This is a genomic window from Asaia prunellae JCM 25354 (genome assembly GCF_000613885.1).
Taxonomy (GTDB): Bacteria; Pseudomonadota; Alphaproteobacteria; order Acetobacterales; family Acetobacteraceae; genus Asaia; species Asaia prunellae.
Genome location: NZ_BAJV01000007.1, coordinates 104,443 through 130,259, shown reverse-complemented (window position 1 = coordinate 130,259; position 25,817 = coordinate 104,443). Strand labels below are relative to the sequence as shown.

Sequence of the window (25,817 nt, the reverse complement as noted above, 5' to 3'; positions counted from 1 at the left end):
GGCCGGTTGCGACATGATCTTCAGGCCGTTCAGCAAGGGCTTTCCGGCACGGTGGCCATCGGAACGATCAGTGCACCTTTGAGAGAAATCATTTTGCCCATTCTCTCAGATCTCGCCGAGGCCCAGCCGGATATCAGTGTCACGCTTCATGTCAGTACGAGCCACGACCTGATCGAGATGATGCAGGAGGGGCGTATTGATCTGGCAATCGGTCGCCCGGTAGAGGGCATTCCTGCGGATATGCTTGTTGTTGAGCTCCTGGCCGAGGAGCATCTTGTCATTGTAGCGGGAGCCAGGAATCCGGTTCACCAGACCCCGCCGACTTGCCTGGGGGAGCTCACACACGCGCGCTGGGTTGCTCATATGGCAGCCAGCCCCATGCGGCAGGCTCTGGAGGCGGCATTCACGATGGCGCGATTGCCGTTACCTCTTTTCGCGGTCGAGCTGAGTTCGATCTATGCAACGATCGAACTCCTGACCCAGTCTGACATGCTGGCAGTGCTTTCACGTCCGGTCTACAATTCATTCAAAGATGCTGGGATTATCCGGGAATTGCCGGTTGTTCTACCGGATATTCTTACACCCTATGCCATGTTACGGCTTCGTGATCGGACCATGACACCGGCGATGACATATCTCTCAGATGAAATAAAGCGTCGGGCTATCAGATTATCCGATAGCGCCATCAGGTAAGTCTTATCGACTTTACTTGCGTGCTCGTTCTTCCTCAGTGAGATGCTCATGTATTAACAAGGACGAACGAAAATCATGCGGGTTCTCATCCTTGGTGCGGCAGGCATGCTGGGCCGGAAGCTGACTGAGAATTTTGTAAAGGAAGTCGGGGAATTATTTCCAAGGCCTTCGCATCTGATGCTCGTCGATCGATCGATGCCTGAAAGGCCCCAGAGTTTCAGCGGTACGATTTCCTGTATCGCAAGCGATCTGTCTGTCCCGGGGGAAGCCGAGAAGATCCTTGTCGAGCGACCGGATATCATTTTCCATCTGGCTGCTATCGTGTCGGGTGCTGCCGAACGTGACATGGCACTTGGTTATCGCGTCAATCTCGATGCTTCTTTCATGCTGTTTGAGGCTATTCGCGACCTGCACGAACGAGAAGGCTACAAGCCGCGTCTCGTCTTTGCTTCATCAATAGGGGTTTTTGGACGTCCTCTACCGGACGTCATACCGGACACTCAGATCCCGACACCCGAGAGCAGTTATGGTGTCCAGAAGGCAATGGTTGAATTGCTGCTGAGTGATTATTCACGCCGGGGCATCTTTGATGGCGTTGCACCACGCCTGCCAACCATCTGTGTACGGCCAGGAGAGGCCAATGCAGCGGCATCAGGGTTTTTCTCCAGCATTATTCGCGAACCCCTTGCAGGCAAAAAAGCGATCCTGCCGGTGCCGAGAGAAACACGTCATTGGCTGATCAGCCTCGTGCTGCTGTGCGGGCACTGCGCCATGCCGCCAGGCTCGATTACGACATGATCCGTCCCCGTCCCGTTTTCACACTCCCTGCGCTGAGTGTCACGGTTGAGGAAGAAATCGAGGCGTTGCGACTGGTGGCAGGGAGTAAAGCTGTTGAGCTCATTTGCGAACAGCCCGATCCCTTCGTGCAGTATTTCGTGTCAAGCTGGCCCAAGGCGTTCGATACGCATTGGGCTCTCAGTCTGGGTTTTACAGCTGATGAGTCTTTCGAGGAAATCATACGAATTTATATAGATGACGAACTTGATGGGAGGTTTGATACGGGACTGTCTGCCAGAAATGCATCTGATCGCGTCAGGATGGTAGCAGAAGCGCAGAGTCACACGCAGCATCGTAACGAAATCCTGGCTCACACCCCCCCCTGGTCGGCACAGACCTGGCCGATTGCTGCTGCCATGATCCAGTATCCGGCCACATTACCGGATGGGAGCTCAGTTCAGGATCAGTCTGCAGAGGGGTGGTCGTCTACTCTGGCCGACATACAGTGTGCGGGATTTACCGAGCTTGATCCCACAGATAGCTGGCTGCGTATTGCTGATCTTTTACCGTCTCGCAGGCTGGAGTTTCTCTCTGTCTGTGCAGATCATGGCCTCACGATCCCGGCAATATCAACCTCTCGCCGTTCGGTGATAGACCCGGATAAGCAAAAGGCTGATGCGTCTCTCACCTATATTCACAAAGTGATTGATACGGCCGCAGAAATCGGAGCCCGTGAGATCGCGCTTGGTTTTGCTGCTGAGCTGAGCGCTCGCCAAAAAAATGCCCTGTGGTTCTGGACTGCACCGGGCCATCGAGATCCTGACGACCCGCAGATCTGGAAAAAAGCAGTTTTGCGCATCCGTGAGCTGGCCGATCATGCACAAAGCGTCGGTGTGGCCCTTTCCCTTGAAATGTATGAAGATACCTATCTCGGCTCTGCTGACTCTGCCGTGCGTTTTGTACGTGATGTCGATCACCCCGCCTGCGGCATCAATGCTGATATCGGCAATCTCGTGCGGCTCCATCGCCCGATGGAGCATTGGCGGGATATGATGACAAAACTCGCTCCTTATCTGCGTTACTGGCACGTCAAGAATTACCTGCGTACCGAGGATGAGATGACAGGTATGGTGGTCACGGCTCCCGCGCCGATGGAACAAGGGGTCATCAGCTATCGCGCTGCCATAGGCATGGCTCTGGAGCATGGCTATGCCAGTCCGTTTCTTGTCGAGCATTACGGAGGAGACGGATTGAGTGTCGCTGCGCGAAATCGTGACTATATTCGCAGGATTCTTCCGAAATGACGCTCAAGCCCTATAACGTGCCGCCTCGCCAGTCGCGCTACGACGCCAAAATAGCACGCATGCGTGCCGGCACGGACAGCATTTCGGATTTCATCCTTGCCGATGCCAAGGATGGCGACATGGCGGGAGGACTTTCGGCACTTGGCACGGATCATGTAACCAATTGTCCCCGTACGCTTGTCGAATTTGATGAGGCCGTTCACGAGATTGTACGGCAGGATGTCGTTGATATCTTGCTGGCATCGGTCTCGACGCTTGGCCGCCTTGCAAAGAAGGGCGTATTCGATGGCAGCACCGTCCATCAGGCCGTGCGTCTGAATGATACAACCGATCTGTGGCGAATATCCGGTGCTGATTACGGTCGACAGCCGTCCATTCCGTTCCGTACGGCCCGGCTCGAATATCTTCCCGTCAAATTTGGTCTCTATTCAATGACTTTCAGCGGTGATGCCAAGGAAGATGCTGATACGCTTTCTCAGTATCGTGCATTTCGTATCGAGGCGCAGGCGGCTGGCGTGAAGCATTTTCTTGAAGTCTTTAACCCCCCTCTCCCGCTGCTCGACAAGGCTGATTACGGCTGTTTTCTCAATGATATGGTCAGCCGCGCCCTTGCAGGCATGCATGAGGAAGAACGTCCGGAATTTCTCAAACTTACTTTCAACGGTTCACGTTCCCTTGAGGCTCTCTGCCGGTATGACCCTTCTCTGATCGTCGGTATCATGGGAGGGGGCAGCGGCACCACGCGGGATTGTCTTGAACTCCTTCATCAAGCGCAGCTCAGCGGTGCGAGGGCGGCGCTTTTCGGACGCAAGATCCTGGATGCGGAGCATTCGCCTACGATGATCGCCATGATGCGAGCTGTCGTTGAACGGCGGCTGACCCCGGCTGAGGCAGTCAGTATCTATCACGAAGAACTGCTTTGTCGTGGCCTGACGCCTAAAAGAACGCTTGAATCTGATCTGAACGTCACAGACCCCCTGCTGTATTAGGCCCTTTCGGCTCATAACCGGAACAGAGAAACATGGTCGATATTTGTGGAAATGAAGACGATTTCGCAACGCATGGCTTACGTGCGTTCAATCATGTCTTTCAGGATATCGTACGTCCTGTGCGGAGTGGTGCGCTACGTGCTCAACCCGGGCCCGAAGGTAAGGTAACTGTCCTCGTCGGAGGTGGATCAGGCCATTACCCTACCTTCTGTGGTTTCGTTGGACAGGGATTTGCCGATGCGGTTGTGATGGGCGGTATTTTTGCCTCGCCATCGATCCAGGCCGTGGCGACGATCGGTAGACTTGCCCATCGTGGTGGGGGTATTGTGATGGGGTTTGGCAATTACGCAGGTGACAATCTCAATTTCGGTATCGCGGCCGAAAGGTTGCGCGCTGAAGGCATCGACACGCGCATTGTGGTCACGACTGACGATGTCGCAAGCGCTCCACCAGAAACGCCAGAGCGCCGTCGTGGTGTTGCAGGCGATATTATAGTCTTCAAGATCATGGGGGCTGCCGCTGACGCCGGATATGACATTGATGCTGTCGAGGCGGTGTCCCGCAAGGCGAATGCCCATACTCGGTCTTTCGGTATCGCCTTCGATGGCTGCGCCCTGCCCGGCGCGCCAGAGAAGATATTTACTATTCCCCAGGGACGCATGGCGCTGGGTCTTGGTATTCATGGCGAGCCCGGTATCGAGGAACGTGACATAGCCTCACCAGGAGAGATCGCTGCCGAGCTTTATTCTCGGGTCATGGCCGAACGTCCGAAAGAAGCAAAGCGCCTGGCCGTGTTGCTCAACGGGGCGGGCGCCACGACAACAGAAGAGCTTTTTGTGTTGTGGAATGAGCTAGAGGCCCTTTTCGAGCGCGACGGGCTTACTCTTGTTGCGCCACTGCTTGGTTCTTATGCCACAAGCCTCGACATGTATGGTTGTTCACTCACGATTACATGGCTCGATGATGAACTGGAGCGTTTCTGGCGGGCGCCGGTCAATTCTCCTGCCCTTTGTCGTCATGAAGTCAAAGGCGATTGGGTCGCAGCTTCCAGTCAGGCTATGGCCGAATTACCGGTCCATTATGAACCGGCCCCGAACGCAACCGGTAAAAAGGCCGGAGCCTGTATTGCCCGTGCCATGGCGTGTCTTGCCCGCACCATGGAGGATGAAGAGGACAGGCTTGGCCGTATCGATGCCATTGCCGGTGATGGCGATCATGGTCAGGGAATGGCACGAGGCACCCGAGCTGCAGCCAGAGCGGCCCAAGCCGCCTCTGCAGTCGGTGCAGGCGCTCGCACGGTGATGGAGGCTGCCGCCGATGCATGGGGTGACCGGGCAGGAGGAACATCCGGAGCCCTGTGGGGGGAGGCGCTTTTCGCGTTTTCGACGGTTCTGCATGATGATGCGGGTATTGATGCTAAGGTTCTGGTGCAGGGTGTAATTAAGGGTGCTCAGCGTATCCGCAGTATTGGCAAGGCCGAAATCGGAGACAAGACCATGGTCGATGCTCTGGTACCGTTTGTCGAAGCTCTGGAAAGCACTGGCTCATCTGGACACAATCTGGATGTGATCTGGACCGGAGCGGTTGAGGAAGCCCATCGGGGAGCTGAGGCAACCAAGGCTTTTGCTGCGAGGCGCGGGCGTGCCAAGACCCATGGAGATCATAGCAAAGGGTATCCCGATCCCGGTGCTTTGTCTTTTGCCCTGGCTATGCAGGCGCTCACCCCGCTTCTTGAGGATCTGTCCTGATAAAACTGCCAGAAATGCATGTTTTGCATTTTCGCCAGTGGTTTCCCGACCGACCTGTTTTGTGCAGCGGCACGGGAGAGTAAGGTAATTTCTACTGGTCGGTTTATCCAGAACAGTCCTGCGGGAGGTAGATACATGCTGCTCGAAAACAGAATTTTCGCGATTACAGGCGGGGCGTCGGGAATTGGTCGGGAAGCGGCTCTGGAGGCTGCTCGCCATGGCGCGGATGTTGCCATTTCTGACATCGCAGAAGAAGAGACTGTCCAACCGCTTCTGGACGAGATCACGTCGCTGGGACGCAAGGCAGTCTATCTGCAAGGCGATGTCTCTGCAGCCGAGACAGCGACGTGCTTTATCGAGACCATAGTGCAAGGTCTCGGAGGCCTGGATATCTTTGTCAGCAATGCCGGTATCTGTCCTTTTCATTCCTTTCTTGATCTTCCTTCCGAAACGCTCAGAAGAACGGTGGAAGTGAATCTGCTCGGCGCCTATTTCATGGTTCAGGCTGCTGCAAACCAGATGGTCCGGCAGGGACGTGGTGGCGCTATTATCGCCGTATCCTCTATTTCGGCGCTGGTTGGCGGCGAGTTCCAGAGCCACTATACGCCGACCAAAGCAGGTGTGCATTCGCTCATGCAATCGACCGCAATAGCACTGGGCAGGCATGGCATAAGATGTAACTCGGTACTGCCTGGTACCATCCGTACGGCAATCAATGAACAGGATCTGGCGGATGAGACGAAAGCAGAAGCCATGATCCGGCGCATCCCTCTGGGACGGTTCGGCAGGCCCGAGGATCTCGCCGGTCCGATCGTATTTCTTGGATCTGATCTGGCTGGATATGTCACCGGAGCGTCATTGCTGGTCGATGGCGGCTGTTTTGTGAATCTGCAGTGAGGGTTTGCCTGACTACTACCCAAGACCAGCCACCTGGCGGGGTATTGCGACATCCTGGCAGGTGATTTGCGAGTCTGGAGTATCTGATATTGGTATTTTCTCTGCGGGCGTGGCACATGGAGCGCCATGTCCAGTGGTGCCTCCTTTCGCAGCAGTTCTCTCTATCATCTTCTTTCGGTTGCGGGAGCGGCCTGGTGGTCGAAAGCTCTTGCTGTCATTATCGGCACCTTCATTCTGGAAGATGCTACGACCATGATTGCCGCCATGGCCGTGGATGAGGGGCGCCTCAGTGTTCCACTGGCATTGGTCGCCCTTTATATCGGGGTTGCTGTAGGTGACCTCGGGCTGTACGGGCTTGGCGCCGTAGGTGCCAAATGGCCTCCTGCCAGGCGCTGGCTGACCCTGCCCCGCCATGATAAGGGACGAAGCTGGTTTCACCGTAACGTGGTGCGTACCGTGGTAATCAGTCGCTTCATCCCGGGCGCGCGCCTGCCGCTTTACACGGCCTGCGGCTTTTTCCGGGCACCTTTTGGCTCTTTTGCAATCAGTGCTGTTGTCGCTACACTGATCTGGACATCCCTTCTTTTCAGCGTATCGCTTCATATCGGAGGATGGATGTCGACCCACATGGCTGGGTGGCGCTGGTTTGGTATAGCGGGATTCATCATGACTATTCTTTTTGTCGGGCGCCTGATTGCGCGTTTCCAGACCTTTAGTGACTGACCGATCGATGCTTCAGATTGCGCCTGACCTGTCCTCGCCATTCGATGATTTTGCGGTCGAGGAGACGAAAGATCCTCATCCGCTCTCCCTGTTCGAGTTCTGGCCCGGATCTGTTTTCTACACACCTATTGTGTTGTACTGGATCGCTCTGGGTCTGCGTTACGGCGATTTCAGTATCCCGAGCGCAGCCAATCCCCGTGTTGAAACGGGGGGGCTGTGCGGTGAAAGCAAGAGCGGTATTCTCGATCTTGCCGGTCCGGTGGCCAATCAATGGATAGCCCCTTACATCACCCATATGCTCCGCAAGGGACGACGGGATGATGATGCCCTGGCTATTGTCACTGCCATGAAGGGAAAGAATATCGGTTTTCCGGTCGTGATCAAACCGGATATCGGCTGTAACGGGACCGGAGTAAAGCTCGTAAGGAGCGAGGCGGATCTGCTGCCTGTTCTGAAACAGTTTCCGTCAGCCGTGCGCATCCTGGCCCAGGCGCTGGCAGAAGGTCCGGTCGAGGCCGGGTTGTTCTATATTCGTGAACCCGGATCTTCCTCAGGACGGATTACTTCCATTACCTACAAGGAGTCCCCTGTTCTGGAAGGGGATGGCGTTGCGACCATCCGGGAGCTGATTTCGCGCGATACCCGCACCAATCTCCTGCCTGATATCTATCTTCCGCGTCTTGAAGGACGTCTCGAAGAGGTTCCGGCTCTCGGAGAGCCGGTACAATTGGTCTTTACCGGTAATCACTGCAAGGGATCGATTTTCCGTAACGGCTGCAAGGATGCCACCTCTGCCCTGACCCGCCGTCTGGACGAGATCATCGGTGATGTCAGCGAATTCCATTTTGGAAGAATTGATGTCAAGGCCGCTTCGATTGACGCTTTGCGCCGTGGAGAAGATTTCGAGATTATCGAACTTAACGGGGTCGGTTCGGAAGCAACCCATATCTGGGATTCCCGAACGACCCTCCGGGAAGCCTATCGTGCCCAGTTCTATCATTATCGTGAGGCGTTCCGCATAGGTGCCCTGAACCGGGCCAGAGGCTGGAAAACCTGCGGTGCCTATACGATGCTGCGTTACTGGCGCAAGCAGAGACGTCTGCTCGCGCTCTATCCCCTTAATGACTGAGGAAAGCCGGGCCTGAACGCTTCGGCCTTTCTCTCAGACAGAATGACGTAATCTCTTACTGGATACCCGAACCGAAAATATAGTTGCTGACCTGCTGTTCAAGGGAAGTCGGCGCCTGAGTATTGGTTATCATGCCGTTACCCTGCAAGCGGTCATGTGAAGTGCCTGGGGTGATGGCAAGGGCATTCTCCGAAGTCATGCTCGGAGCAGCAATGGACAGACTCGTATCCTGAGGCAGGGAGAGATGACGGTCTATCGAAAAATCGACCTGAGCCATCTGGGTTTTCGGATCCAGGAAAACACGAGAAACGGTTCCGACGCGTACCCCTGCCATCACAACAGAAGCCCCGGGGTTAAGTCCGTTGGCCGAGACAAACCGTGCATGAAGACGTTGCGTGTCGCCTGTGGGGCCGTGGCGCTGGGCGACAGCATAGGCGGCGAAACCTGTTGCAAGGGCAAGAACCATTGCACTTGCCAGAATTGCGCCACCCTGGTTTTTTGCCGCCATCTCTGCTCACCTGCCTGTTATAATAGCGGAACTCTTCGCCTGACTTGCGATGATCGTCAAGCACGGGCTTGCGATCCAGAGCGCAGTCAGGCAGGAGATAGAAACATTTATTTCATACTGAGCTGACATGACGCTGCTACAAGCACTGGTTCTGGCAATCGTCCAGGGACTGACCGAACTTTTTCCCGTGAGCAGTCTCGGTCACGCGGTACTCATACCGGCCTTGCTTCACTGGAATCTGGATGAGCGCAGTGAGTTGTTCCTGCCGTTTCTCACCATGCTGCATTTTGGTACGCTGGTCGCACTCTTCTGCTTTTTCTGGCGTGACTGGCTGGCAATTTTCACCGGGGCAATAGGACTGCATGGCGCGACGCGCCGTGAAGAAGCCATACGTATTCTGGTACTTCTGGTTGTGGCCACAATCCCTGTGGTCATTTTCGGCGCGGCGTTCGAGCATCGTCTCAAGGTCATTTTCGGGACGCCCATAGCGGTGGCCCTCTTCCTCTTCCTGAACGGGTTCATTCTTCTCGTTACCGAATGGATGCGTTCCTACAAGGGGCGCCGTCCCCAACGGGCTATCGCCGACATGTCGGCCAAGGATGCGCTGGTAATCGGGCTCTGGCAGTGTCTGGCGCTGTTTCCCGGTATTTCGCGCTCCGGCTCGACAATCAACGCAGGGCTTGTCTGTGGCCTCAATCATGAGACAGCGGCACGCTTTTCTCTTCTGATGGCCCAACCCGCCGTTCTGGCGGCGACGGTGCATGAGCCTGGCAGCTCCGTCATATGGATGTAAGCCATGATATGGCGCAGATCTCTGTGATTGCGGCCGTGGCCGCGGGGATTACAGCGCTTGTCAGCACTGCAGTGCTACTCAAATATTTCCGCAACCACGATCGGTGGGCTCTCTCGCCTTTCGCTTTCTATTGCATGGGTGCCGGACTGGTATCACTGCTGCTACTCGTTCTCTTTTGATAACGAAATTATTTCCACTTTGACAGCCGATCCGGCATGATCGGTTTTTTCAGACATGGGCGACTACAATCATTCCTGACCTGTCAGCACCTCCACTCCTCCCTTCTGCTGGTACGAGCCGTCGCAAGACGCTCGAGCAGGTTACGGCCGATTACGAGACGAACGGCCTCAAGCGTTCGCTTACGGCAACGCAGCTCGTCATGCTGGGCGTTGGCTCGACGATCGGAGCCGGCATCTATGTCATGACGGGCACTGCCGCAGCAGAATATGCTGGCCCTTCCATTCTCGTATCCTTTGTGATTGCCGCCCTCGCCTGTCTTTTTACCGCTTTTTCCTACGGTGAGCTGTCATCAAGCCTTCCGGTCTCGGGTTCAGCCTATTCCTATGCCTATGTATCAATGGGCGAGCGTGCCGCATGGACGGTAGGATGGTTGCTTCTGCTCGAATACGGTATCTCGTGTGCTGCCGTTGCTTCCGGGCTTTCAGGCTATGCTACCAGCCTCTTATCAAGTTTCGGGTTTCATGTGCCTGCCGGGTTGAGCCAGGCAACATTCCAGACAGTTCCCGGGAGTGGTGGCATGGCCATCACGTTCGGCTGGCGTTGTGATCTGGTGGCGATGCTCGCGATTGCTGTGGTTACGGCCTGTCTCGTTCGTGGTGTGCAGGAATCTGCCCGGGTGAACACGATCATTGTTTTCATCAAGGTTGGTGTACTTTTTCTTTTTGTTTTCTGCGGTCTGTTCGCTTTGCACCCGGCTTACTGGCACCCTTCATTCCTGAATATCGGGGCGGCTTTCAGTACGGCATTCCCGGAATGTTTCGCGCTGCATCAATCATATTCTTCGCCTATGTCGGGTTTGAAGCGGTCTCGACAGCTTCTGCAGAGGCACGGAATCCAAGGCGTGATGTGCCGATCGGTATTATAGGCAGTCTGGCGATCTGCACTTTCGTTTATGTTTGTGTCGCCTCCATCCTGATCGGCATTGTACCCTACCAGCAGCTCAATGTTGCCGATCCACTCTCGATTGCGGTCAAGGCCATGCATCAGCTGGCTTGCCCTGTTCGTCAATCTGGGGGCGACGATCGGACTTTGCTCTGTTTTGCTGGGTCTGCTCTATGGTCAGACGCGTATCTTCTTTGCCATGAGCCGCGACGGGCTTTTGCCCTCTGTCTTCTCTTATGTACATAAACGCTATCATACGCCGTGGACCGGGACGATCCTGCTTGGAGTTATCGTGCGCTCGCCACGGCCACGCTGCCGATTGATGTAATCAGCGACCTGGTCAGCATCGGTACGGCTGCAGCCTTTGGAATCGTCTGTTTCACGGTCATCTGGCAACGCAATATGCACCCGGATATGCCACGCAGTTTCAGTGTGCCACTGGGTGGAGTCAGAATCAGAGGATGGTGGATTGGTGTTACCCCTCTTCTGGGCATTTTATTCTGTCTGATCATGATCGTTCCGCTCTTTGCCGATATGGCGCGGGCGCTCATACATGGTAATCCTGTGCCTGCATTGTTGCTGCTTGCCTATGCCGGACTGGGTTTTGCAACTTATCGCTTCTACTCGCAGCATAACTCCCGTTTTGCTCTCAGTGATGACGGGGCCATCCGGAACACCAGAGCAGACTGACTTACCCACAGATTTCGTGGATGCGTTCGTGGGTAAGGTTGTGGATAAGCGTCGCATAAGACAGGAAAAGGGCGGAGCATTTGTCTCCCCCCTACATCAGGTAGATTCGCCCAGGCCGAATATGGAACCGACTGGGAATGTCATGCCTATCCGGAGGGTGGGGCGGTCCATGCCAGACTTCGAGCGCCATGGACCTGCATGACACACGGATATCCGCTACATGGACAAGGTCCGGATCCCTGTTTCTGACAAGTTCTGCTGGCAGTGGCAATTGATCGCGTTCAATGCCCGACCATGGCACGAACCATTACTATCTGATCGGTTCCTCTCGCTTTGACAGCGCCAGCAGAAATTTTCTCATGAGGAGTATATTTTTCTGGTGCTGCTCCCCCGCTATTTGCAGGAATTGGGAGAATATTTGCGATCCAGGGCATCAATGCCATCGACATTGCGTGCCGAGGCACTTTTGGGGTCGAACTGTTTTGCGAGAAAAGTGTCTACAATCGTCTTGGCCAGTTCAGTCCCTACCACTCGTGCGCCAAGGGTGATGATATGGGCGTTATTGGACAAGGCAGCACGTTCGGCCGAATAGGTGTCATGTGCCTGCGCTGCACGAATACCTGGGATCTTGTTTGCTGAAATGGCGACGCCAATGCCTGTTCCACAGCACAGGATGCCACGTTCATACTGACCGGATAGAATGGCGTGACCTACACGTTCGCTCAGCTCTGAGTAGAGTTCATCTTCTGAATCAGTCGAGCGGGACAGATCGACGGCATCAATTCCTCTTGTTCTGAGATGAGCTACAATCTGCTGAGCAAGACCTTCACCGGCGCTATCGCCACCTACTGCAATTTTCATGATGTTTCCTCAGTTCTGTTTCTGGAGGGAAGAACCCTGTGTTGCGGGGGAAGTCGTATCGAGCTGTGCAACATGGAGATTGATGCCGGCATCAAGCATCCGGTTCTTTCGGCTCTCGGATATGCCGGAATCAGTGATGACAATGTCGAAATCGGTGAGACTGGCCAAACGGTTCAGCGCGGTCACCTCAAACTTCTGACTGTCAATCATCAGAATGCGCCGGTCCACGATTTCCATTAGCGCCATCTTGCATTTCACGATTTCCTGCTCCTGGTGGTAAGCGCCGAGATCGCGAACCGCCGAGACGGACATGAAGAGGGTATTGGCCCGCAGTGATTTCGTTCCCTGCTCGCAAAGAATACCCAGAAAGGCATCGAAACGAGGATGGTATTTGCCTCCCAGGCAGATCAGACTGATATCTCTTGCCCCTGCGAGTTGTGTGGCGATGCCCATACTGTTTGTAAGCACTGTAAGAGGCATACTCAGAGGAAGGTTTTCAGACAGGGTGCGCGAGGTTGTTGAGTCATCCAGTGCAATGATATCACCAGCCTTTATGAAGCTGGCTGCTACGCGGGCAATCGCCTGCTTTTCGCGGGAAGCACGACGCATGCGGTGAACGACGCTTGTCTCCATGACACCACTGGCGAGCATGGTGACACCGCCATGTACCTTGCGTACCAGCCCCTGTTCGGAAAGGGCATGGAGATCACGGTGGATTGTCATACGGCTTGTTGAAAAACGCTCGACAAGTTCCTCTATCTGCGCGCCGCCATTTTCCAGCACATAATCAAGGATTTCCCGCCGTCTGGCTGAGACCGCCTTGCTCTCGACACCGATTGCGTTGCTCATGACGCTACCGACTGCATGATTGCTGCCAGACCTGAGGGGTCCCAGGCTGAGCGTCCAATAAATACGCCATCGACATCTCTCAGTGCGGTGTATTGTGCCGCGTTGTCGAGTGAGACACTGCCTCCATACAGGATCGGGATACGTAGCGCATTCTCTTCCCCGATGAGTTCACAAAGGACACGGCGTAAACGCGTATGGGCCACACCCACGAAATGAGGTTCTGCTGCCTTCCCTTTTGCCCCGATGGCCCAGACAGGTTCATAGGCCAGCAGGACAGTACCGATCTGATCTGATGTCAGACCATGCAACGCAATTTTCATCTGACGTGCCAAAGTCTCATGTGTCACGCCATAGGCATATTCGTCAGCGCTGTCGCCTATGCATATCAAGGGGCGAAGGCCATGACGAATGGCTGATTTCACCTTGAGATTGACCGTTCTGTCCGACTCCCCGAAATGTTCGCGCCGCTCTGAATGGCCGAGCTCGACCATATCAGCGCCACACTCCCGTATCATCTGGGGCGAAATTTCCCCCGTCCACGCACCCTCGTCCTCCCAGTGCATGTTTTGCGCTCCTACATGCCAGGATGTTTTCCCCAGGCTCTCTGAAACTGTCTCCAGAGAGGTGAAAGGGGGAATGACGAACGGCGTGACCGTCTCCGGAACGACGATCGATGCGATCTGAGCGGCCGCATCCCTGGCGGCTACCGGACCCTTGTTCATCTTCCAGCTGGTTCCGATCCAGAGGGGCTTTCTCGGCATCGTATTCTCTCTCCGTCACGTAGCAACCATCATGTAACATTTTCATGTTATATTATAAGTTTCCTAACGGATTTACAGAGAAAATATCATGAAAAAAGTTCACATTGATATGATTTAGAGATTGTTCGTAGTTAAAAACAAGATAAAGTGTTTGATTTCAGAATACTAGGATTTGTTTATTTTGTTATATGGCATTTACCGTTTATGTGATCTGGTCGTTATCATCACAGAGTGGTGACAGATTTCCTGTATGCGGGTCATGCTGCCGGTTGGGTGTCTGTTTTCCCGGTGACGCCGTGATATTTTACCGCGATAAGCCAGCTTTCTTCTGTTTCGGTATCGCAATCCTCGGCTGTCCAGCCCAGGGATTCGGCCATAATCATGCAGATTTCCTGAATTACCGATCTGTTCAGCAAGCCGGAAAGCGCAATCGGGCAGCGACGGAATAAAAGATCGCTCGCTTTGCGTACGAGTTCATTCTCGGTGATATAAAGTATTTCGTTGCGTGTATAATCCGGCAAGCTGTTCAGCGCCCGGTCGGGTGAGCCTGTGCAATAGGCAGCAACGGCTTCTGCAGTTGTGCCGTAGCGCTCAAACAGGATCGTAGCTCTTTCGAAAGAAAGATCATGTTTTTCGCAAACTGACGAAGATAGGTTTCGCGTGTTCTGCGCGTCGGATAGTCTGTTCCACCACCTATGGCACGCATTCGTGATGAGGAGTGACGTTGCCGATGAAGCAGTGCAAGCACCTTGTCGGCTGTCTCTTCTGCCAGGCCTCGGAAGGTTGTCCACTTGCCGCCCACAAGTGAAAGAACCGGTGTAGTGCCTGCATAGTCCAGATGGATGACGTGATCTCGGCTGATATCACCGGGGTTATCAGCCCGCATCGCAGGCAGCGGTCTTACACCGCAATAATGATAGATCACATCCTGGTCGCTGAAGCGGAAACCCGGAAACTGTTCCTGAAGCATGGTCAGCATGTAACGTTGTTCATCCTGCTGCAGCAGGCCCTGTCCGGATCCTGCTCCGGAATGTCAGTAGAACCGACAAGCACGTGACCCATGAATGGGTAGGCAAGACAGATCCGCCCGTCTGCTGTGCCAAAATACACCATTTGTCCGTCAAGTTCACGAAGAGCTCCGGATGATGTATGAGGAGATGCGACCCTTTGGTCCCACCGATATAGCGTGTGTTGAAACCGAGTTGCGCGTTGATCGTGTCAATCCACGCGCCGCCTGCATTGATGATCAGTTCGGTATGTACATGTTCGACTTTATCGCTGGATATATCCCCGAGGGTGAGAATGCCATCCCTGAAGGACGAAGCGTGCGTGTAGGTTCTGACCGCACAGCCGGGGTTGAGACGAAGTCCGTCTTCAACACATTCGAAGCCCAGTCTCTCCGGCTGGGAGATAGCTGCGTCATAATAACGCCCGGTTGCAATGACCTTGCGGGTCATATGTGGCCATCTACGCCTGACAGCCCTGCCGAACGACAGATGATGTCGCGGCATGACCCGCTCGCGCCGACCGAGAAAGTCATAGATCTGCATGCCGATCTCGGTAATGATCACTCCCCTGTCAGCCAGTCTGGTCTTGATCCCGCAAAAACGCTTGATTGAAGGCAGGATCCCTCCGAACCAGGAACATATAGGGATGACCGTTGGTAGTGGTGTAACCATATGGGGCGCATTGCGAAGCAGCAGGTTGCGCTCGAGAGTGGATTGCGCCACGAGACGGAATTCGCCTGTTTCAAGATACTTGATCCCGCCATGGATCAGTCTTGAAGCGCTGCCGAAGCCCCGGTGCAGATATCTCCACGGTCAATCAACAGGACATTGATACCCTGAAGGGCGAGTTCCCGGAACAGACCGGCGCCATTGATCCCTGCCCCGATAATCGTGACATCAAAACGAGTGGAACCGACCTGTGGGGCGCTATGAATCATCAGGGCTCTCGATCTGTCGAAAAGTGTGAAGCGGCTTGTGTGTGGCGCGCAGACATTTGGTGCCTAGTTTCCGCTTTCGGATGCATCCGGCCTACATTGAGGGCCGTGCAGAGAAGGCCAGTAAGGTTCCAGAAGGCGGGCTGTGGCTCTGTAGCGGTCATAGACATCATCATAGAAGCCCGAGAGTTCAGTCCGGGGCGTAAAATGATGGGGTTGCATGGCAAGCGAGGCGACTGCCTCTTCGAGAGAATTATGGATCGAGCAGGCAACGCTTGCGGTCAGGGCCGCGCCGAGGGCGCCGGCTTCACGCACGGGGGATGTCATGACACGACGCCCCAGAATATCAGCAAAAATCTGACCTATCTCGGCCGACGGCTTCCTCCTCCTGAAATGCCGATAGAGGTGACCGGGCCCGTTTGCATAAGATCGTCCACGTGATGACGATGATTGAAGATTGTTCCCTCAATCATGGCCTGGAAGAGATCCACGCGGTCATGCCAGGATTGCAGACCCAGAAATGAAGCCGTTGCCGGCGCTTCGAAGGGCGACCCGAAAAGATAGGATGGTAGAGCGGGATCTGACGGGATGCACGCTGGCTTTCAAATCTCCCGATACAGGAATCGATGAGCATCGCGGCAGAATCCGGGGTATCCGGCGCGACACAGCGCGCCATCCACTCCAGATTGCTTGCCGAGGCCGGAGAAATAGCCATGCAGTTCCACAGACCTTTACGATATCCGGCTCGGCAGGCCCATTCCGATCCGACAAGAGGACGGTCTCTTATGACTTCGTTGATCGAGAATGTACCGGCCGTTACGGTCATGTCTCCGGGAGAGATCTGCCCAAGACCGACAGCCGCTGCTATGACATCATGCAGTCCTGCCGAGACAGGCGTACCTTCGAGCAGACCCGTCAGACGGGCTGCTTCTGCTGTCACTTTCCCGGCCTGATCGCAGGAGCTCAGCATGGGGGGTAACGCGCTGGCGATGTCTTCAAGACCAAGAGCTTCCAGAATCTCCTGACTGTACTCCTGTGTGTGAAGATCGGTAAAAGCAGTACTGGCTTCCGTCAGTTCGGTCGCAATCTGGCCGGTGAGACAGAATCTGAGCCAGTCCTTTGCAAAGAATACCGTTCCTGCTGCTCTATAGCGCTCTGGTTCAAAATGTTTGATCCAGGCCAGCAACGTATTGGCAGAATACGGATAAGGCCGCTGACCTGCGATGGGCATCAACGCATCCAGCTGTCCCGAGCGCTTCCATTCTCCATGGAGGGCAAAGGCGCGACTATCAAGGGACATGATGCCATGACCGAGAGGTTGTGCGCTTCGATCAAGCAGAAAGAGTCCGTCACCATGAGCTGTGACTCCTATTCCGGCAATATCTGCCCCGTTACAGTCGGCATCGTCTAGGGCATCGCGAATGGTTTTGGCCACCAACCGCCAGGCTTCGTTCATATCACGCTCGACATGACGAGGCGTTTTTGTAAGCTGGGGAATACGGACCTGGCCTGTTCCGGCAATACGGCCATCGGGAGCAAAAACGACTGATTTGGCTGTCGTTGAGCCACAATCAATGCCGATCAGATAGGGCGCGCCCATCTTTCCCTCTCTGTTCATATGGCGGGCTCTCCGGGAAAGGCTGAGCCAGCATCTGTTCTAGAGAGAATGCATATGTTATTAAAATCACAAAATTGTGTGATGTGTGATATAAATAGGTACAGCCTGCTTTACCTTCTTGTGAGGTAAAACATCGTATTACAGGAGTTTCATCTATAACTTCGACAGGATACACCTTGTTATAATGATACATTTGTGATATTTTTTGTTATCTTGTTTTTGAGTATAGTTTATCCTGTCAATTATTGTACCCTCGTCAAAGGCAGTCTGAGAAAATGAGTGATGACATCAGGTCAGCGCCCTCCATGGAGAATTTTCCGGGAATCAAGCGTCAGAACCTCAAATCGCGTCAGCAGCAGATTCTGGATCTGCTATTCGAGCAGGGTAATGCAAGTATAGAATCTCTGGCTGATCATTTCGATGTCAGTCGAATGACCATCCATCGTGATGCCCATGCCCTGGCAAATCAGGGCCTGATCGACAAGATCCATGGGGGTATCACGCTCAAGAACCGTGCCCGTACAGAAAAGAACGTTGCTTATCGACAGCACCGTGCGGCGAATCTGAAGAAGACAATCATCCAGCGCGCTGTCTCAATGATCGAACCTGGGCAGGTCATTATCCTCGACGACTCAACGACCGTTGCCGAAATGCTTCCGCTTCTTCCGGCCAGGGCTCCACTGACAGTCATCACCAATGCTGTTGGTGTGGTGCAGTCCCTTGCGCCCTTCCCTGGCATCAAGATTATCTGTCTTGGCGGTGATTACAGTAATTCACGCAATGCATTTTTCGGGCTGGTATGTGAGCAGGCTGCGCGCTCCTTGCGTGCCAATATCATGTTCATGTCAACATCCGTTGTTTCGGGCGACACAGCGTTCCAGAACGATCAGGATGTCGTCAAGATCAAGCGTGCACTGATGGCGATTGCTGACGAAACCGTTCTGCTGGTCGATAGCACAAAATTCCGTCAGGGGGGGCTGCATCGCCTTACCTCTTTGTCGGATTTCGCACGCATTCTTACTGATAGCCAGATCAAGCCCGAGACGCTGTCCGAGCTTGAAATGGCGAATATACCGATCGAGATCTGCTGATCTCCCCCTGATAATTCAGAGGAAAGACCAGGGACAGAACTCTCAGGCGGCGTTTTCAAGCGTCGCCATATCGATGACGAAGCGGTATTTCACGTCTGATTTCATCATCCGTGAATAAGCTGTTTCGATTTCATCCATGGCAATCATCTCAATATCAGAGGTGATGCCGTGTTTACCGCAGAAATCGAGCATTTCCTGCGTTTCTGCAATGCCGCCGATCAATGAGCCGGAAAAATTACGGCGTTTCATGATCAGGCTGAATACGGCAACAGGCAGAGGCTTTTCTGGTGCCCCGACCTGAACCAGTGTTCCCTCGCGCTTGAGCAGGTTGAGATAGACGTTGATATCATGATCAGCGGCGACAGCATCCAGAATGAAGTCGAAACTTGCATTCTGTTTTGCCATGGCATCGTCATCTTTCGATAGCACGACCTCATGTGCACCGAGGCGAAGTCCGTCTTCAACCTTGCTTTGTGACGTGGTGAACAACACGACATGAGCACCAAAGGCACGGGCGAATTTCACGGCCATATGACCGAGGCCTCCCAGCCCCACAACGCCAACGCGCTGGCCAGGGCCAACCTTCCAGTGACGCAGTGGGGAATAGGTGGTGATCCCTGCACAAAGCAGCGGTGCAACTGCTGCAAGATCGAGATTTTCAGGTACCTTCAGAACGAAAGCCTGATCGACCACGACTGCTTTTGAATAGCCACCATAGGTGTTGCCACGACCATGACGGTCATTACCATTGTACGTACCGACAAAGCCGTTTTCGCAATATTGCTCAAGACCATCCTTGCAGCTGGCGCACTCGCGGCAGGAATCGACCATACAGCCGACTCCCGCCAGATCACCAATCCTGAATTTCCTGACATTGCTGCCAACCTCGCTGATGCGCCCCACGATCTCGTGGCCAGGCACACAGGGATAAACGGTGTTGTGCCATTCATTGCGTGCCTGATGAATATCCGAATGGCAGACGCCACAATAGAGAATGTCTATACGGACATCATCAGGCCCAGTATCCCGGCGATCAAATCTGAAGGGGGCCAGGCGGTCGGTCGCCTTCTGTGCGCCATATCCAATGCAAGACAGCATGGGTTTTCTCCGGTTTCATTGTTCTGAAAATTACGAAAAGCGGATTGCAGGCCCGGACGGGCCTGCATGCGCTGGTTACGTAACATAACATGGCAACGCCGCCAGAGCGTTTGGGTTCGGTTCAGGAAACCAGAGGGTTTTTCTCCCGGTTTTCACGAAACCGTGAAATCTTGATATAAAGCGTCGGCAATACAAGAAGAGTCAGGGCGGTGCAGGAAATCAATCCGCCAATCACGACAGACGCGAGAGGTTTCTCGACTTCTGCTCCTTCGCTCATTGAAAAGGCCATTGGAAAGAAACCAAGACAGGCCACCGTTGCTGTTGCCATGACAGGTCTGAAGCGTTCGCGTGCGGCACTCACAGCTGCCGAAACGGCATCGAAGCCCGCAAGTCTTTTCCCGCGGATATATGAGATCAGTACGACGCCATTGAGCGTTGCAACGCCGAAGAGCGCGATAAACCCGATCCCTGCGGAAATACTGAAGGGCATGCCGCGCACCCACAAGGCGATGATCCCGCCCGTTGCTGCAAAGGGCAGATTGACGAAAACGAGCCCTGCCATCCAGATATCGCCCAGAGCGAGTATGAGCAGACAGAAGATCAGGACCAGCGTGATCGGTACAACAATGGCCAGTCGCGCAACAGCGGTTTGAAGATTGCGGAACTGACCGCTCCATTCGATCCGGTACCCTGGTGGCAGTGTGATCTGCGTCCTGACAGCCCTCTGGGCTTCCTGGACGAAGGAGCTGAGATCGCGACCGCGCACATTGGCTTGTACCATCATGCGTCTTTCACCCTGATTGCGCCTTATGGCAGCGGGACCATCACGCATGGTGATATGGGCAACCTGATCAAGACGTACCGTATGGTCGTCACGTGTGAGAACGGGCAGAAGCCGGATATCGTCAAGTGTCTGACGTGCCTCAGGCATGATCCGCACTTCGGTAGGAATAAGGGCGTCCTGCAGTGAAACCGGTGGACCGATATGGCCGCCGATTGATTCAACCACATCGAGCACTTCGGACGTGTCGACATTCAGGCGAGCGGCGGCTGTGCGGTCAGCATCGATATGCAAGTAGGATATTGTACCAACATCCTGAGGTGCCACATCCGCTGCCCCCTGGACATGATCAACCACACTTGCGGTTTGAGCGGCAAGCTGCATCAGCTTGTCGATGTCAGGACCATAAATCCCTATGGCAATCTGCGAGCGCACACCGGATTGAAGATCGTCCATGCGCATCTGGATTGGCTGGCTCCATGAATAAAGGGAGCCCGGATTGTTCTTGCGTAACGCGGTATCAAAGGCGCGTATCAACCCTTCCTGGGTCTTGGCCGTCTTCCATTCCGAACGTGGTTTGAGCAGGACATAGGTATCTGACTGCTCTCCACCCTGAGGGTCCGTCGGAATGGCCGACGTGCCGCTATTGCTGACCAGCATCCTGATATCGGGGAACTCGCGAAGAGTCCGTTCAATCTGGGTGATGGAACGTAGCGAGGCATCGAGCGAAATTCCGGGCAGGCGTGTGGAGGTGACGATCAGATCGCCTTCCTGGAGCTGCGGAATGAATTCCCCTCCCAGGCGTGTGGTCAGCCCGGCAGACATGACAAGGATGACAAGGGCAATTCCTATGACGACCCTGCCATGGGCTACACACCAGCGTGAAGCCGGAGCAAAGCCACGTCGCAAAAAACGGATGAAAAATGTATCGTGTTCTGTCCCTATGCTGTTTTCATCGGAGATCTGGTCATGTCCTGTTGCATGTCCCGACCGGATACGCATGAGGAGTGCGGCAAAGGCAGGCACAGCAATCAGGGCATAGATCAGGGAGGCAATGAGCGCGAGAATCACGGTCTGTGCCATGGGTCTGAACATGCGTCCTTCCACGCCCTGAAGCGTCAGAACAGGCAGATAGACCATGATGATGATCAGAATGGCGAAAATAACCGGCCGGGCTACTGTCCTAACAGTATCAGCAATACGCTGTGTCAGCGGGACATTGGCTGCTGCCTGGCTGGAGAGGACGCTTTCTACAATTACCAGCGCACTATCGACCACCATACCGAAATCGATAGCACCCAGGCTGAGCAGATTGGCGGAAATGCCGAGATGGCGCATGCCGACCATGGCCGCAATCAGTGAGAACGGAATGACCGAGATGATGACAACAGTGGCCCGCCAGTCGCCAATCACGACAAGAAGCACGAGAAGAACCAGCAAGGCGCCGAGAGCGAGGTTTTCCTTCACCGTATGAATGGTGACGTCGGTCAGAGTGGCGCGACTGTAGAATGGTTCGAGAGTGACTCCCTGAGGCAGGGTTGAAATGATACCGGGTAGGGCATTCTGAATACGGGCCAGTGTGGCTTTTGCATTGGCGCCCTGCTGTAGCAGCACCACGGCGGCCACGATCTCGCCTTCTCCGTCTCTCGTAACACCACCCAGTCGGGGAAGATTGCCTTCCTGAACCTTGCCTACATCCCGTACATGAACAACGCCCCCGTTGGGCATGGACCGGACCTGAACCTCACCCAGCTCGTGCAGATTGTCGATCAGCGATCGTCCTACGATAACATGCTGTTCGTCGTTATGTTCGATCCAGGCACCGCCGGCAGCTTCGTTGTCACGATCAACGGCATTGAAGACGTCCGAGACCGAAACCTGGAATTGCCGTAACGCCATGGGGTTGAGAGCAACCTGATAGGTCTGGGAAGCGCCTCCGTTGATATTCACGTCAATGACGCCCGGAATGAGTCTGAGCTTTGGCACGACATTCCAGGTCATGATCCGGTTAAGGGCAGCCAGAGAGCGCCCCTTGCCATGAATCTGTACCTGCAGGATCTCACCCATACCGGTCGCCATCGGTCCCATGGTGATCGCGAGACCTTTTACCGAAACGGCTGAGCGGGCCTGTGGCAGGCGTTCGGCGACGAGCTGACGTGCCCGGTAAATGTCCGTACCGTCATTAAACTGCAGATAAAGGACGGAGACTCCGGTGCGCGAAACCGAGCGCATTGAGGTCATTCCAACCAGACCGGACATGACTGTCTCGATCGGAAAGGTAACGAGCCGCTCAACCTCTTCGGTCGGCAATCCCGGCGCCCTTACCGAGACAAGCACCTGCCGTGGCGAGATATCAGGGACAGGCTCGACAGAGAGCGATCTCAGATCAGCGATACCGGCAATCATGAGCAGAACGACGGCACCAAGAATAGCGGCGCGGCCTTTCAGCAGGGCAAGCATGAAACGCATGATCAGCGCTTGCTCTCTTCATGACGGGCCGGGGGCGTCAGGAGGGCCTGGGATTTGAGGACAAAACTGCCATCGGTGACGACATTTTCACCGGAATGAAGCCCTTTGGTCACAACGATCATACCATCCAGATCAGGGCCGATTGTAACCTTTCGGGCTTCGTAATGCGTGTCGTCTATCCTGACGAAAACGCATTTCTCGCTGCCGATTGTCTGGATGGCGGCTTCCGGAATCAGCACCCCTTTCACGGTATCCGAGGAAAAAAGGCGCGTCTTGACCAGCATTTCGGGACGTAGCTGACGTTTCTCATTCTCGACGAGACTGCGCACCAGAACATGACGTGTCATGGGATCGACACTGCCCTCTATCAGATCGATATGAGACGCAATCGGCTGAGTATCGGGTGTAGGCCAGGTCAGTTGACGGCCACCACGACTGAGCCGTGTCGCCTGTTGTTCGCCGACCTGGGAGACCACCCATACCTTGCTCAGATCGTCAATTTCAACAGCAGGGGCCGTCCGGTTGGAAACCTCCTCGCCAACACCGACTGTTATCTTGTCCACGATACCGTCGATGGGAGAAATAACTGCGGAATGAAGGCCGTCAGTGCGCTCGGAGGAAGAGCTGAAGCGAGCGAGACGTTCGCGTTCATTCTGCACGATGGCCTGACTCCGTTCGACTGTACCTTGCGTTTCCCTGAGGCGGGAATAGCGTCTCTGCGCCTCGCCCTGCGAGACGGCGCCTCCCTGCAAGGCGCGACCGCGCTCATAGGCGAGACGGGCATCGTCACGCAGTGCCTTGGCCTGCTGGAGAGAGGCTTCAGCTGATAACAGGCGTTGATGTGCGTCGCTGAGACTGAAATCGTCATAAGTGAACAGAACCTGCCCCTTTTTGACGAGCTCTCCGGGCGTTACCAGAACCGTTTGTACCCTACCCTGCCCCACCGGATGAATACGGGCACTTCGTCTGTCATCCTGATCAATATAGGCGGGCACATCGATATGTGGCGGCAGAGCGCCAGGCTCAGATTTTGCCGTATGAATGGCCTCGCTCCTGAGAGCTTCTTTTGCAATCACGATCGGCTGGTTAGGCCAATTTTCTGTCGATTGAGCCTGGGCAACGGAGGCATAGAGAGGAAGGGTAAACAGGAGACGCAAAGGAGAAAATTTCATGGATAATGTCCAGCCATCAGGCTCATTCTGATCATGGCCGCATGCCAGATGACATCAGCCTCCGCTCGTCTCTGACCGGCATCAAGCGCTGCCCGTCGGGCGCGCAGATATTCGATAACCGGCGTTTCACCCACGCTCCAGGCATGCTCGAGATCGCTGGCGCGAGCATCCAGCGCTTGCTGTGCCGTATTTGAATGACGAAGCATGGTCAGGGCAGAGGCCAGACTGGCACGTGTCCGACGATATTCGACAATCACCTGTCTCTGGGCCAGAACGGCGTCTCGCTCCGCGGCTCCCATCGCCTTGACCTCTTTCATGACGATAGGCGTGTTGCGCGCCTCACTGGGGAGAGTCATCGAGAACTGCAGGCCCACCTGTGTGTCCCAGGGGCTGGCGTACTGGCCCTGCTTGAGCACCTGCACGCCAACCTGCGGAGCAGGCATGTATGAATGTCTGGCAAGGCTGTAGGAGGCTTTGGCGCTTTTTGTAACGGCCTGAGCCATCTCGATGCGGGGATCCTGCGAAGGTCCAGTGTTAATGTCCGAGTACCGAGCATACGTCCGTCAAGTGACAGAATATCAGGAATATCGTCTGTGCCGGTCAGGGCTTCGAGTTCGGCGCGAGCGCTTTCCAGTGCCTGTTCTGACTGGGCAATCTGGGCGTCGAGATCGCCTTTTTCGCCAATAACGGCATCGAAATCGGCAGCTGCAATTTCTCCCGCGGTCAATCCCTGATGGGAGCTATGAGCCACCCGTTCCAGCAGCTGACTGGTCGCCTTCAGATTACCGATTTTTTTTTTGAGAAGAGTCGCGTTACTGGCGAGATCAAGTACACGAACGGCGCTCAGAAGATGCTGTACCTTGATCCTGGCTTTTGCAACGGCTTCGTCTGCCAGTGCGGTCCGCATGGTCGCCGTACCTTGTCCCGGCAACCATAATGGTACGCTGATGCTGCCCTGATAGGTCGTGTAACCGACATTGGAACCTATAAAGTGATCATCCAGATATTGCCCGGCGATGATCGGTCCGTCCGGAAACCAGGATTGGGCAGCACGGGCGTTCCTGGCAGAGGCCTTGGCATCAATGGAGAACGACCGGTTTGCCGGATCCCTGTCCCAGGCTGACTGGATGGCTTCGTGAAAGCTCTCTGCCAGACAGGGCGGGGCCATGGCCAATGCGCCCATGACAAGCAGAGCGCTCCGCAACAGGGAGCCTCCGGGAGAGATGGAACAAGCCCATGCCCTGACATGGCGTCGGGACGACCTAGGAATCACTGACATGGGAAATGATATTAGGGACTAACTTCCCATCGTCCGCGACAAATCTTGGCTGAACAATAAAATAAATAATAATAACTGGCAGACAGAAAGTTTCGTTGCCATGATTGCAAAGCGCGAAACCAGACCCTGTATGATCAGGTTTCGAAAATAGGATCCTGCCTACCTGTTATTCAGTGTCAGTCGTCGAGGCTTTGCACATGCGAGACCTTGCCGAAGCGATCATAGTAGATCACGGCATTGCCCCGACGCTGCGCGTAGCCGTCAGGTGTTCCGTCCGGACGTTTGAAGAGGATACGATTGGCATCTGGCTGTTCGATGACCTTGTCCCCTCGGGGGCGGAACTTGAACATGCTGAAATCGGCCTCAGCCTTGGGCAATGCCGAAGACCGTGCAAGCTGATGCATGTCCGGCTTCTTCTTGCTGTCATCGTCATCCTGAGCGCAGGCTTGGCCGAGGGGGACAATCCCCCCGGCCAGCATCACTCCCAGAGCGGCGCACAGTTTTACCTGTTTCATGCTTGGTT

Annotated in this window: 23 protein-coding genes and 4 pseudogenes; 11 read left to right on the top strand and 16 right to left on the bottom strand. The window is 54.7% G+C overall.

Annotation, left to right across the window (positions count from 1 at the left end):
• Positions 1-6 precede the first annotated feature (6 nt).
• The 8 genes from JCM25354_RS07570 to JCM25354_RS07535 all read left to right on the top strand — a co-directional run bounded on the left by JCM25354_RS07570 (position 7) and on the right by JCM25354_RS07535 (position 8,260).
• The gene (locus JCM25354_RS07570; RefSeq protein ID WP_025885566.1) at positions 7-693 is read left to right on the top strand and encodes a LysR substrate-binding domain-containing protein; all 687 of its coding nucleotides are present in this window, start codon (positions 7-9) and stop codon (positions 691-693) included.
• Between the two features lie 75 nt (positions 694-768).
• The gene (locus JCM25354_RS17440; RefSeq protein WP_243443955.1) at positions 769-1,491 is read left to right on the top strand and encodes an NAD-dependent epimerase/dehydratase family protein; all 723 of its coding nucleotides are present in this window, start codon (positions 769-771) and stop codon (positions 1,489-1,491) included.
• Complete coding sequence (locus tag JCM25354_RS17435) at positions 1,425-2,774, top strand: TIM barrel protein (protein WP_243443954.1); 1,350 nt, start codon at positions 1,425-1,427, stop codon at positions 2,772-2,774. The genes JCM25354_RS17440 and JCM25354_RS17435 overlap by 67 nt, the downstream gene beginning before the upstream one ends.
• Positions 2,771-3,763: a beta/alpha barrel domain-containing protein gene (locus JCM25354_RS17430; protein ID WP_051537286.1), complete on the top strand. Its 993-nt coding sequence runs from the start codon at positions 2,771-2,773 to the stop codon at positions 3,761-3,763. The genes JCM25354_RS17435 and JCM25354_RS17430 overlap by 4 nt, the downstream gene beginning before the upstream one ends.
• Positions 3,764-3,795: 32 nt before the next feature.
• Entirely contained in the window at positions 3,796-5,511 is a 1,716-nt protein-coding gene (locus JCM25354_RS07550; RefSeq protein WP_025885565.1) for a dihydroxyacetone kinase family protein, read from the top strand.
• 135 nt (positions 5,512-5,646) lie between these two features.
• On the top strand, positions 5,647-6,408 hold the full coding sequence (locus JCM25354_RS07545; RefSeq protein ID WP_025885564.1) for an SDR family NAD(P)-dependent oxidoreductase: 762 nt from the start codon (positions 5,647-5,649) through the stop codon (positions 6,406-6,408).
• Between the two features lie 126 nt (positions 6,409-6,534).
• On the top strand, positions 6,535-7,131 hold the full coding sequence (locus JCM25354_RS07540) for a DedA family protein (RefSeq protein WP_025885563.1): 597 nt from the start codon (positions 6,535-6,537) through the stop codon (positions 7,129-7,131).
• Between the two features lie 7 nt (positions 7,132-7,138).
• Positions 7,139-8,260 (top strand): D-alanine--D-alanine ligase, encoded by a 1,122-nt coding sequence (locus JCM25354_RS07535; protein WP_025885562.1) that lies wholly within the window; start codon positions 7,139-7,141, stop codon positions 8,258-8,260.
• Between the two features lie 55 nt (positions 8,261-8,315).
• On the opposite strand, the gene JCM25354_RS07530 is transcribed toward JCM25354_RS07535, so the two are convergent.
• On the bottom strand, positions 8,316-8,768 hold the full coding sequence (locus JCM25354_RS07530) for an MlaD family protein (RefSeq protein WP_025885561.1): 453 nt from the start codon (positions 8,766-8,768) through the stop codon (positions 8,316-8,318).
• A gap of 127 nt (positions 8,769-8,895) precedes the next feature.
• Between JCM25354_RS07530 and JCM25354_RS17425 the strand changes: the two are divergent.
• Positions 8,896-9,740, top strand: a pseudogene (locus JCM25354_RS17425) (undecaprenyl-diphosphate phosphatase).
• 68 nt (positions 9,741-9,808) lie between these two features.
• Positions 9,809-11,373, top strand: a pseudogene (locus JCM25354_RS17420) (amino acid permease).
• Between the two features lie 393 nt (positions 11,374-11,766).
• Here the strand turns inward: JCM25354_RS17420 and derI are convergent.
• The 9 genes and pseudogenes from derI to JCM25354_RS17410 form a co-directional block, all read right to left on the bottom strand.
• Positions 11,767-12,234: a D-erythrulose-4-phosphate isomerase gene (gene derI / locus JCM25354_RS07515; protein WP_025885560.1), complete on the bottom strand. Its 468-nt coding sequence runs from the start codon at positions 12,232-12,234 to the stop codon at positions 11,767-11,769.
• 9 nt (positions 12,235-12,243) lie between these two features.
• Positions 12,244-13,083, bottom strand: coding sequence for a DeoR/GlpR family DNA-binding transcription regulator (locus JCM25354_RS07510; RefSeq protein WP_025885559.1), 840 nt, complete (start codon positions 13,081-13,083; stop codon positions 12,244-12,246).
• On the bottom strand, positions 13,080-13,844 hold the full coding sequence (locus tag JCM25354_RS07505) for a triose-phosphate isomerase (protein ID WP_025885558.1): 765 nt from the start codon (positions 13,842-13,844) through the stop codon (positions 13,080-13,082). The genes JCM25354_RS07510 and JCM25354_RS07505 overlap by 4 nt, the downstream gene beginning before the upstream one ends.
• 257 nt (positions 13,845-14,101) lie before the next feature.
• A complete protein-coding gene (locus JCM25354_RS22385) occupies positions 14,102-14,446 on the bottom strand; it encodes a glycerol-3-phosphate dehydrogenase C-terminal domain-containing protein (RefSeq protein ID WP_243443964.1) in 345 nt (114 codons plus the stop codon).
• The gene (locus tag JCM25354_RS22380; RefSeq protein ID WP_243443968.1) at positions 14,371-14,823 is read right to left on the bottom strand and encodes a hypothetical protein; all 453 of its coding nucleotides are present in this window, start codon (positions 14,821-14,823) and stop codon (positions 14,371-14,373) included. Before JCM25354_RS22380 ends, JCM25354_RS22385 begins: the two co-directional genes overlap by 76 nt.
• Before the next feature lie 10 nt (positions 14,824-14,833).
• Positions 14,834-15,789, bottom strand: a pseudogene (locus tag JCM25354_RS22375) (FAD-dependent oxidoreductase).
• A 63-nt stretch (positions 15,790-15,852) separates the two neighbouring features.
• Positions 15,853-16,113 (bottom strand): hypothetical protein, encoded by a 261-nt coding sequence (locus JCM25354_RS22990; RefSeq protein ID WP_279379554.1) that lies wholly within the window; start codon positions 16,111-16,113, stop codon positions 15,853-15,855.
• Positions 16,114-16,148: 35 nt separating this feature from the next.
• The gene (locus tag JCM25354_RS22985) at positions 16,149-16,277 is read right to left on the bottom strand and encodes an FGGY-family carbohydrate kinase (RefSeq protein ID WP_279379553.1); all 129 of its coding nucleotides are present in this window, start codon (positions 16,275-16,277) and stop codon (positions 16,149-16,151) included.
• On the bottom strand, positions 16,256-17,404 hold the full coding sequence (locus tag JCM25354_RS17410) for an FGGY-family carbohydrate kinase (protein ID WP_051537284.1): 1,149 nt from the start codon (positions 17,402-17,404) through the stop codon (positions 16,256-16,258). The genes JCM25354_RS22985 and JCM25354_RS17410 overlap by 22 nt, the downstream gene beginning before the upstream one ends.
• Before the next feature lie 275 nt (positions 17,405-17,679).
• On the opposite strand from JCM25354_RS17410, the gene JCM25354_RS07490 reads away from it, so the two are divergent.
• On the top strand, positions 17,680-18,495 hold the full coding sequence (locus JCM25354_RS07490) for a DeoR/GlpR family DNA-binding transcription regulator (RefSeq protein ID WP_025885557.1): 816 nt from the start codon (positions 17,680-17,682) through the stop codon (positions 18,493-18,495).
• Between the two features lie 42 nt (positions 18,496-18,537).
• Here the strand turns inward: JCM25354_RS07490 and JCM25354_RS07485 are convergent, their stop codons facing one another.
• The 6 genes and pseudogenes from JCM25354_RS07485 to JCM25354_RS07465 form a co-directional block, all read right to left on the bottom strand.
• Entirely contained in the window at positions 18,538-19,593 is a 1,056-nt protein-coding gene (locus tag JCM25354_RS07485) for an NAD(P)-dependent alcohol dehydrogenase (RefSeq protein ID WP_025885556.1), read from the bottom strand.
• Positions 19,594-19,714: 121 nt separating this feature from the next.
• On the bottom strand, positions 19,715-22,843 hold the full coding sequence (locus JCM25354_RS07480) for an efflux RND transporter permease subunit (protein ID WP_025885555.1): 3,129 nt from the start codon (positions 22,841-22,843) through the stop codon (positions 19,715-19,717).
• 2 nt (positions 22,844-22,845) lie between these two features.
• Complete coding sequence (locus tag JCM25354_RS07475; RefSeq protein WP_025885554.1) at positions 22,846-24,015, bottom strand: efflux RND transporter periplasmic adaptor subunit; 1,170 nt, start codon at positions 24,013-24,015, stop codon at positions 22,846-22,848.
• Positions 24,012-24,518, bottom strand: a complete 507-nt coding sequence (locus tag JCM25354_RS21045; RefSeq protein WP_148301433.1) for a TolC family protein — start codon at positions 24,516-24,518, stop codon at positions 24,012-24,014. The genes JCM25354_RS07475 and JCM25354_RS21045 overlap by 4 nt, the downstream gene beginning before the upstream one ends.
• Positions 24,519-24,670: 152 nt before the next feature.
• A pseudogene (locus tag JCM25354_RS22365) lies at positions 24,671-25,183 on the bottom strand (TolC family protein); the annotation flags it as partial.
• A 287-nt stretch (positions 25,184-25,470) separates the two neighbouring features.
• Positions 25,471-25,809, bottom strand: coding sequence for a hypothetical protein (locus JCM25354_RS07465; RefSeq protein WP_025885553.1), 339 nt, complete (start codon positions 25,807-25,809; stop codon positions 25,471-25,473).
• Positions 25,810-25,817 lie beyond the last annotated feature (8 nt).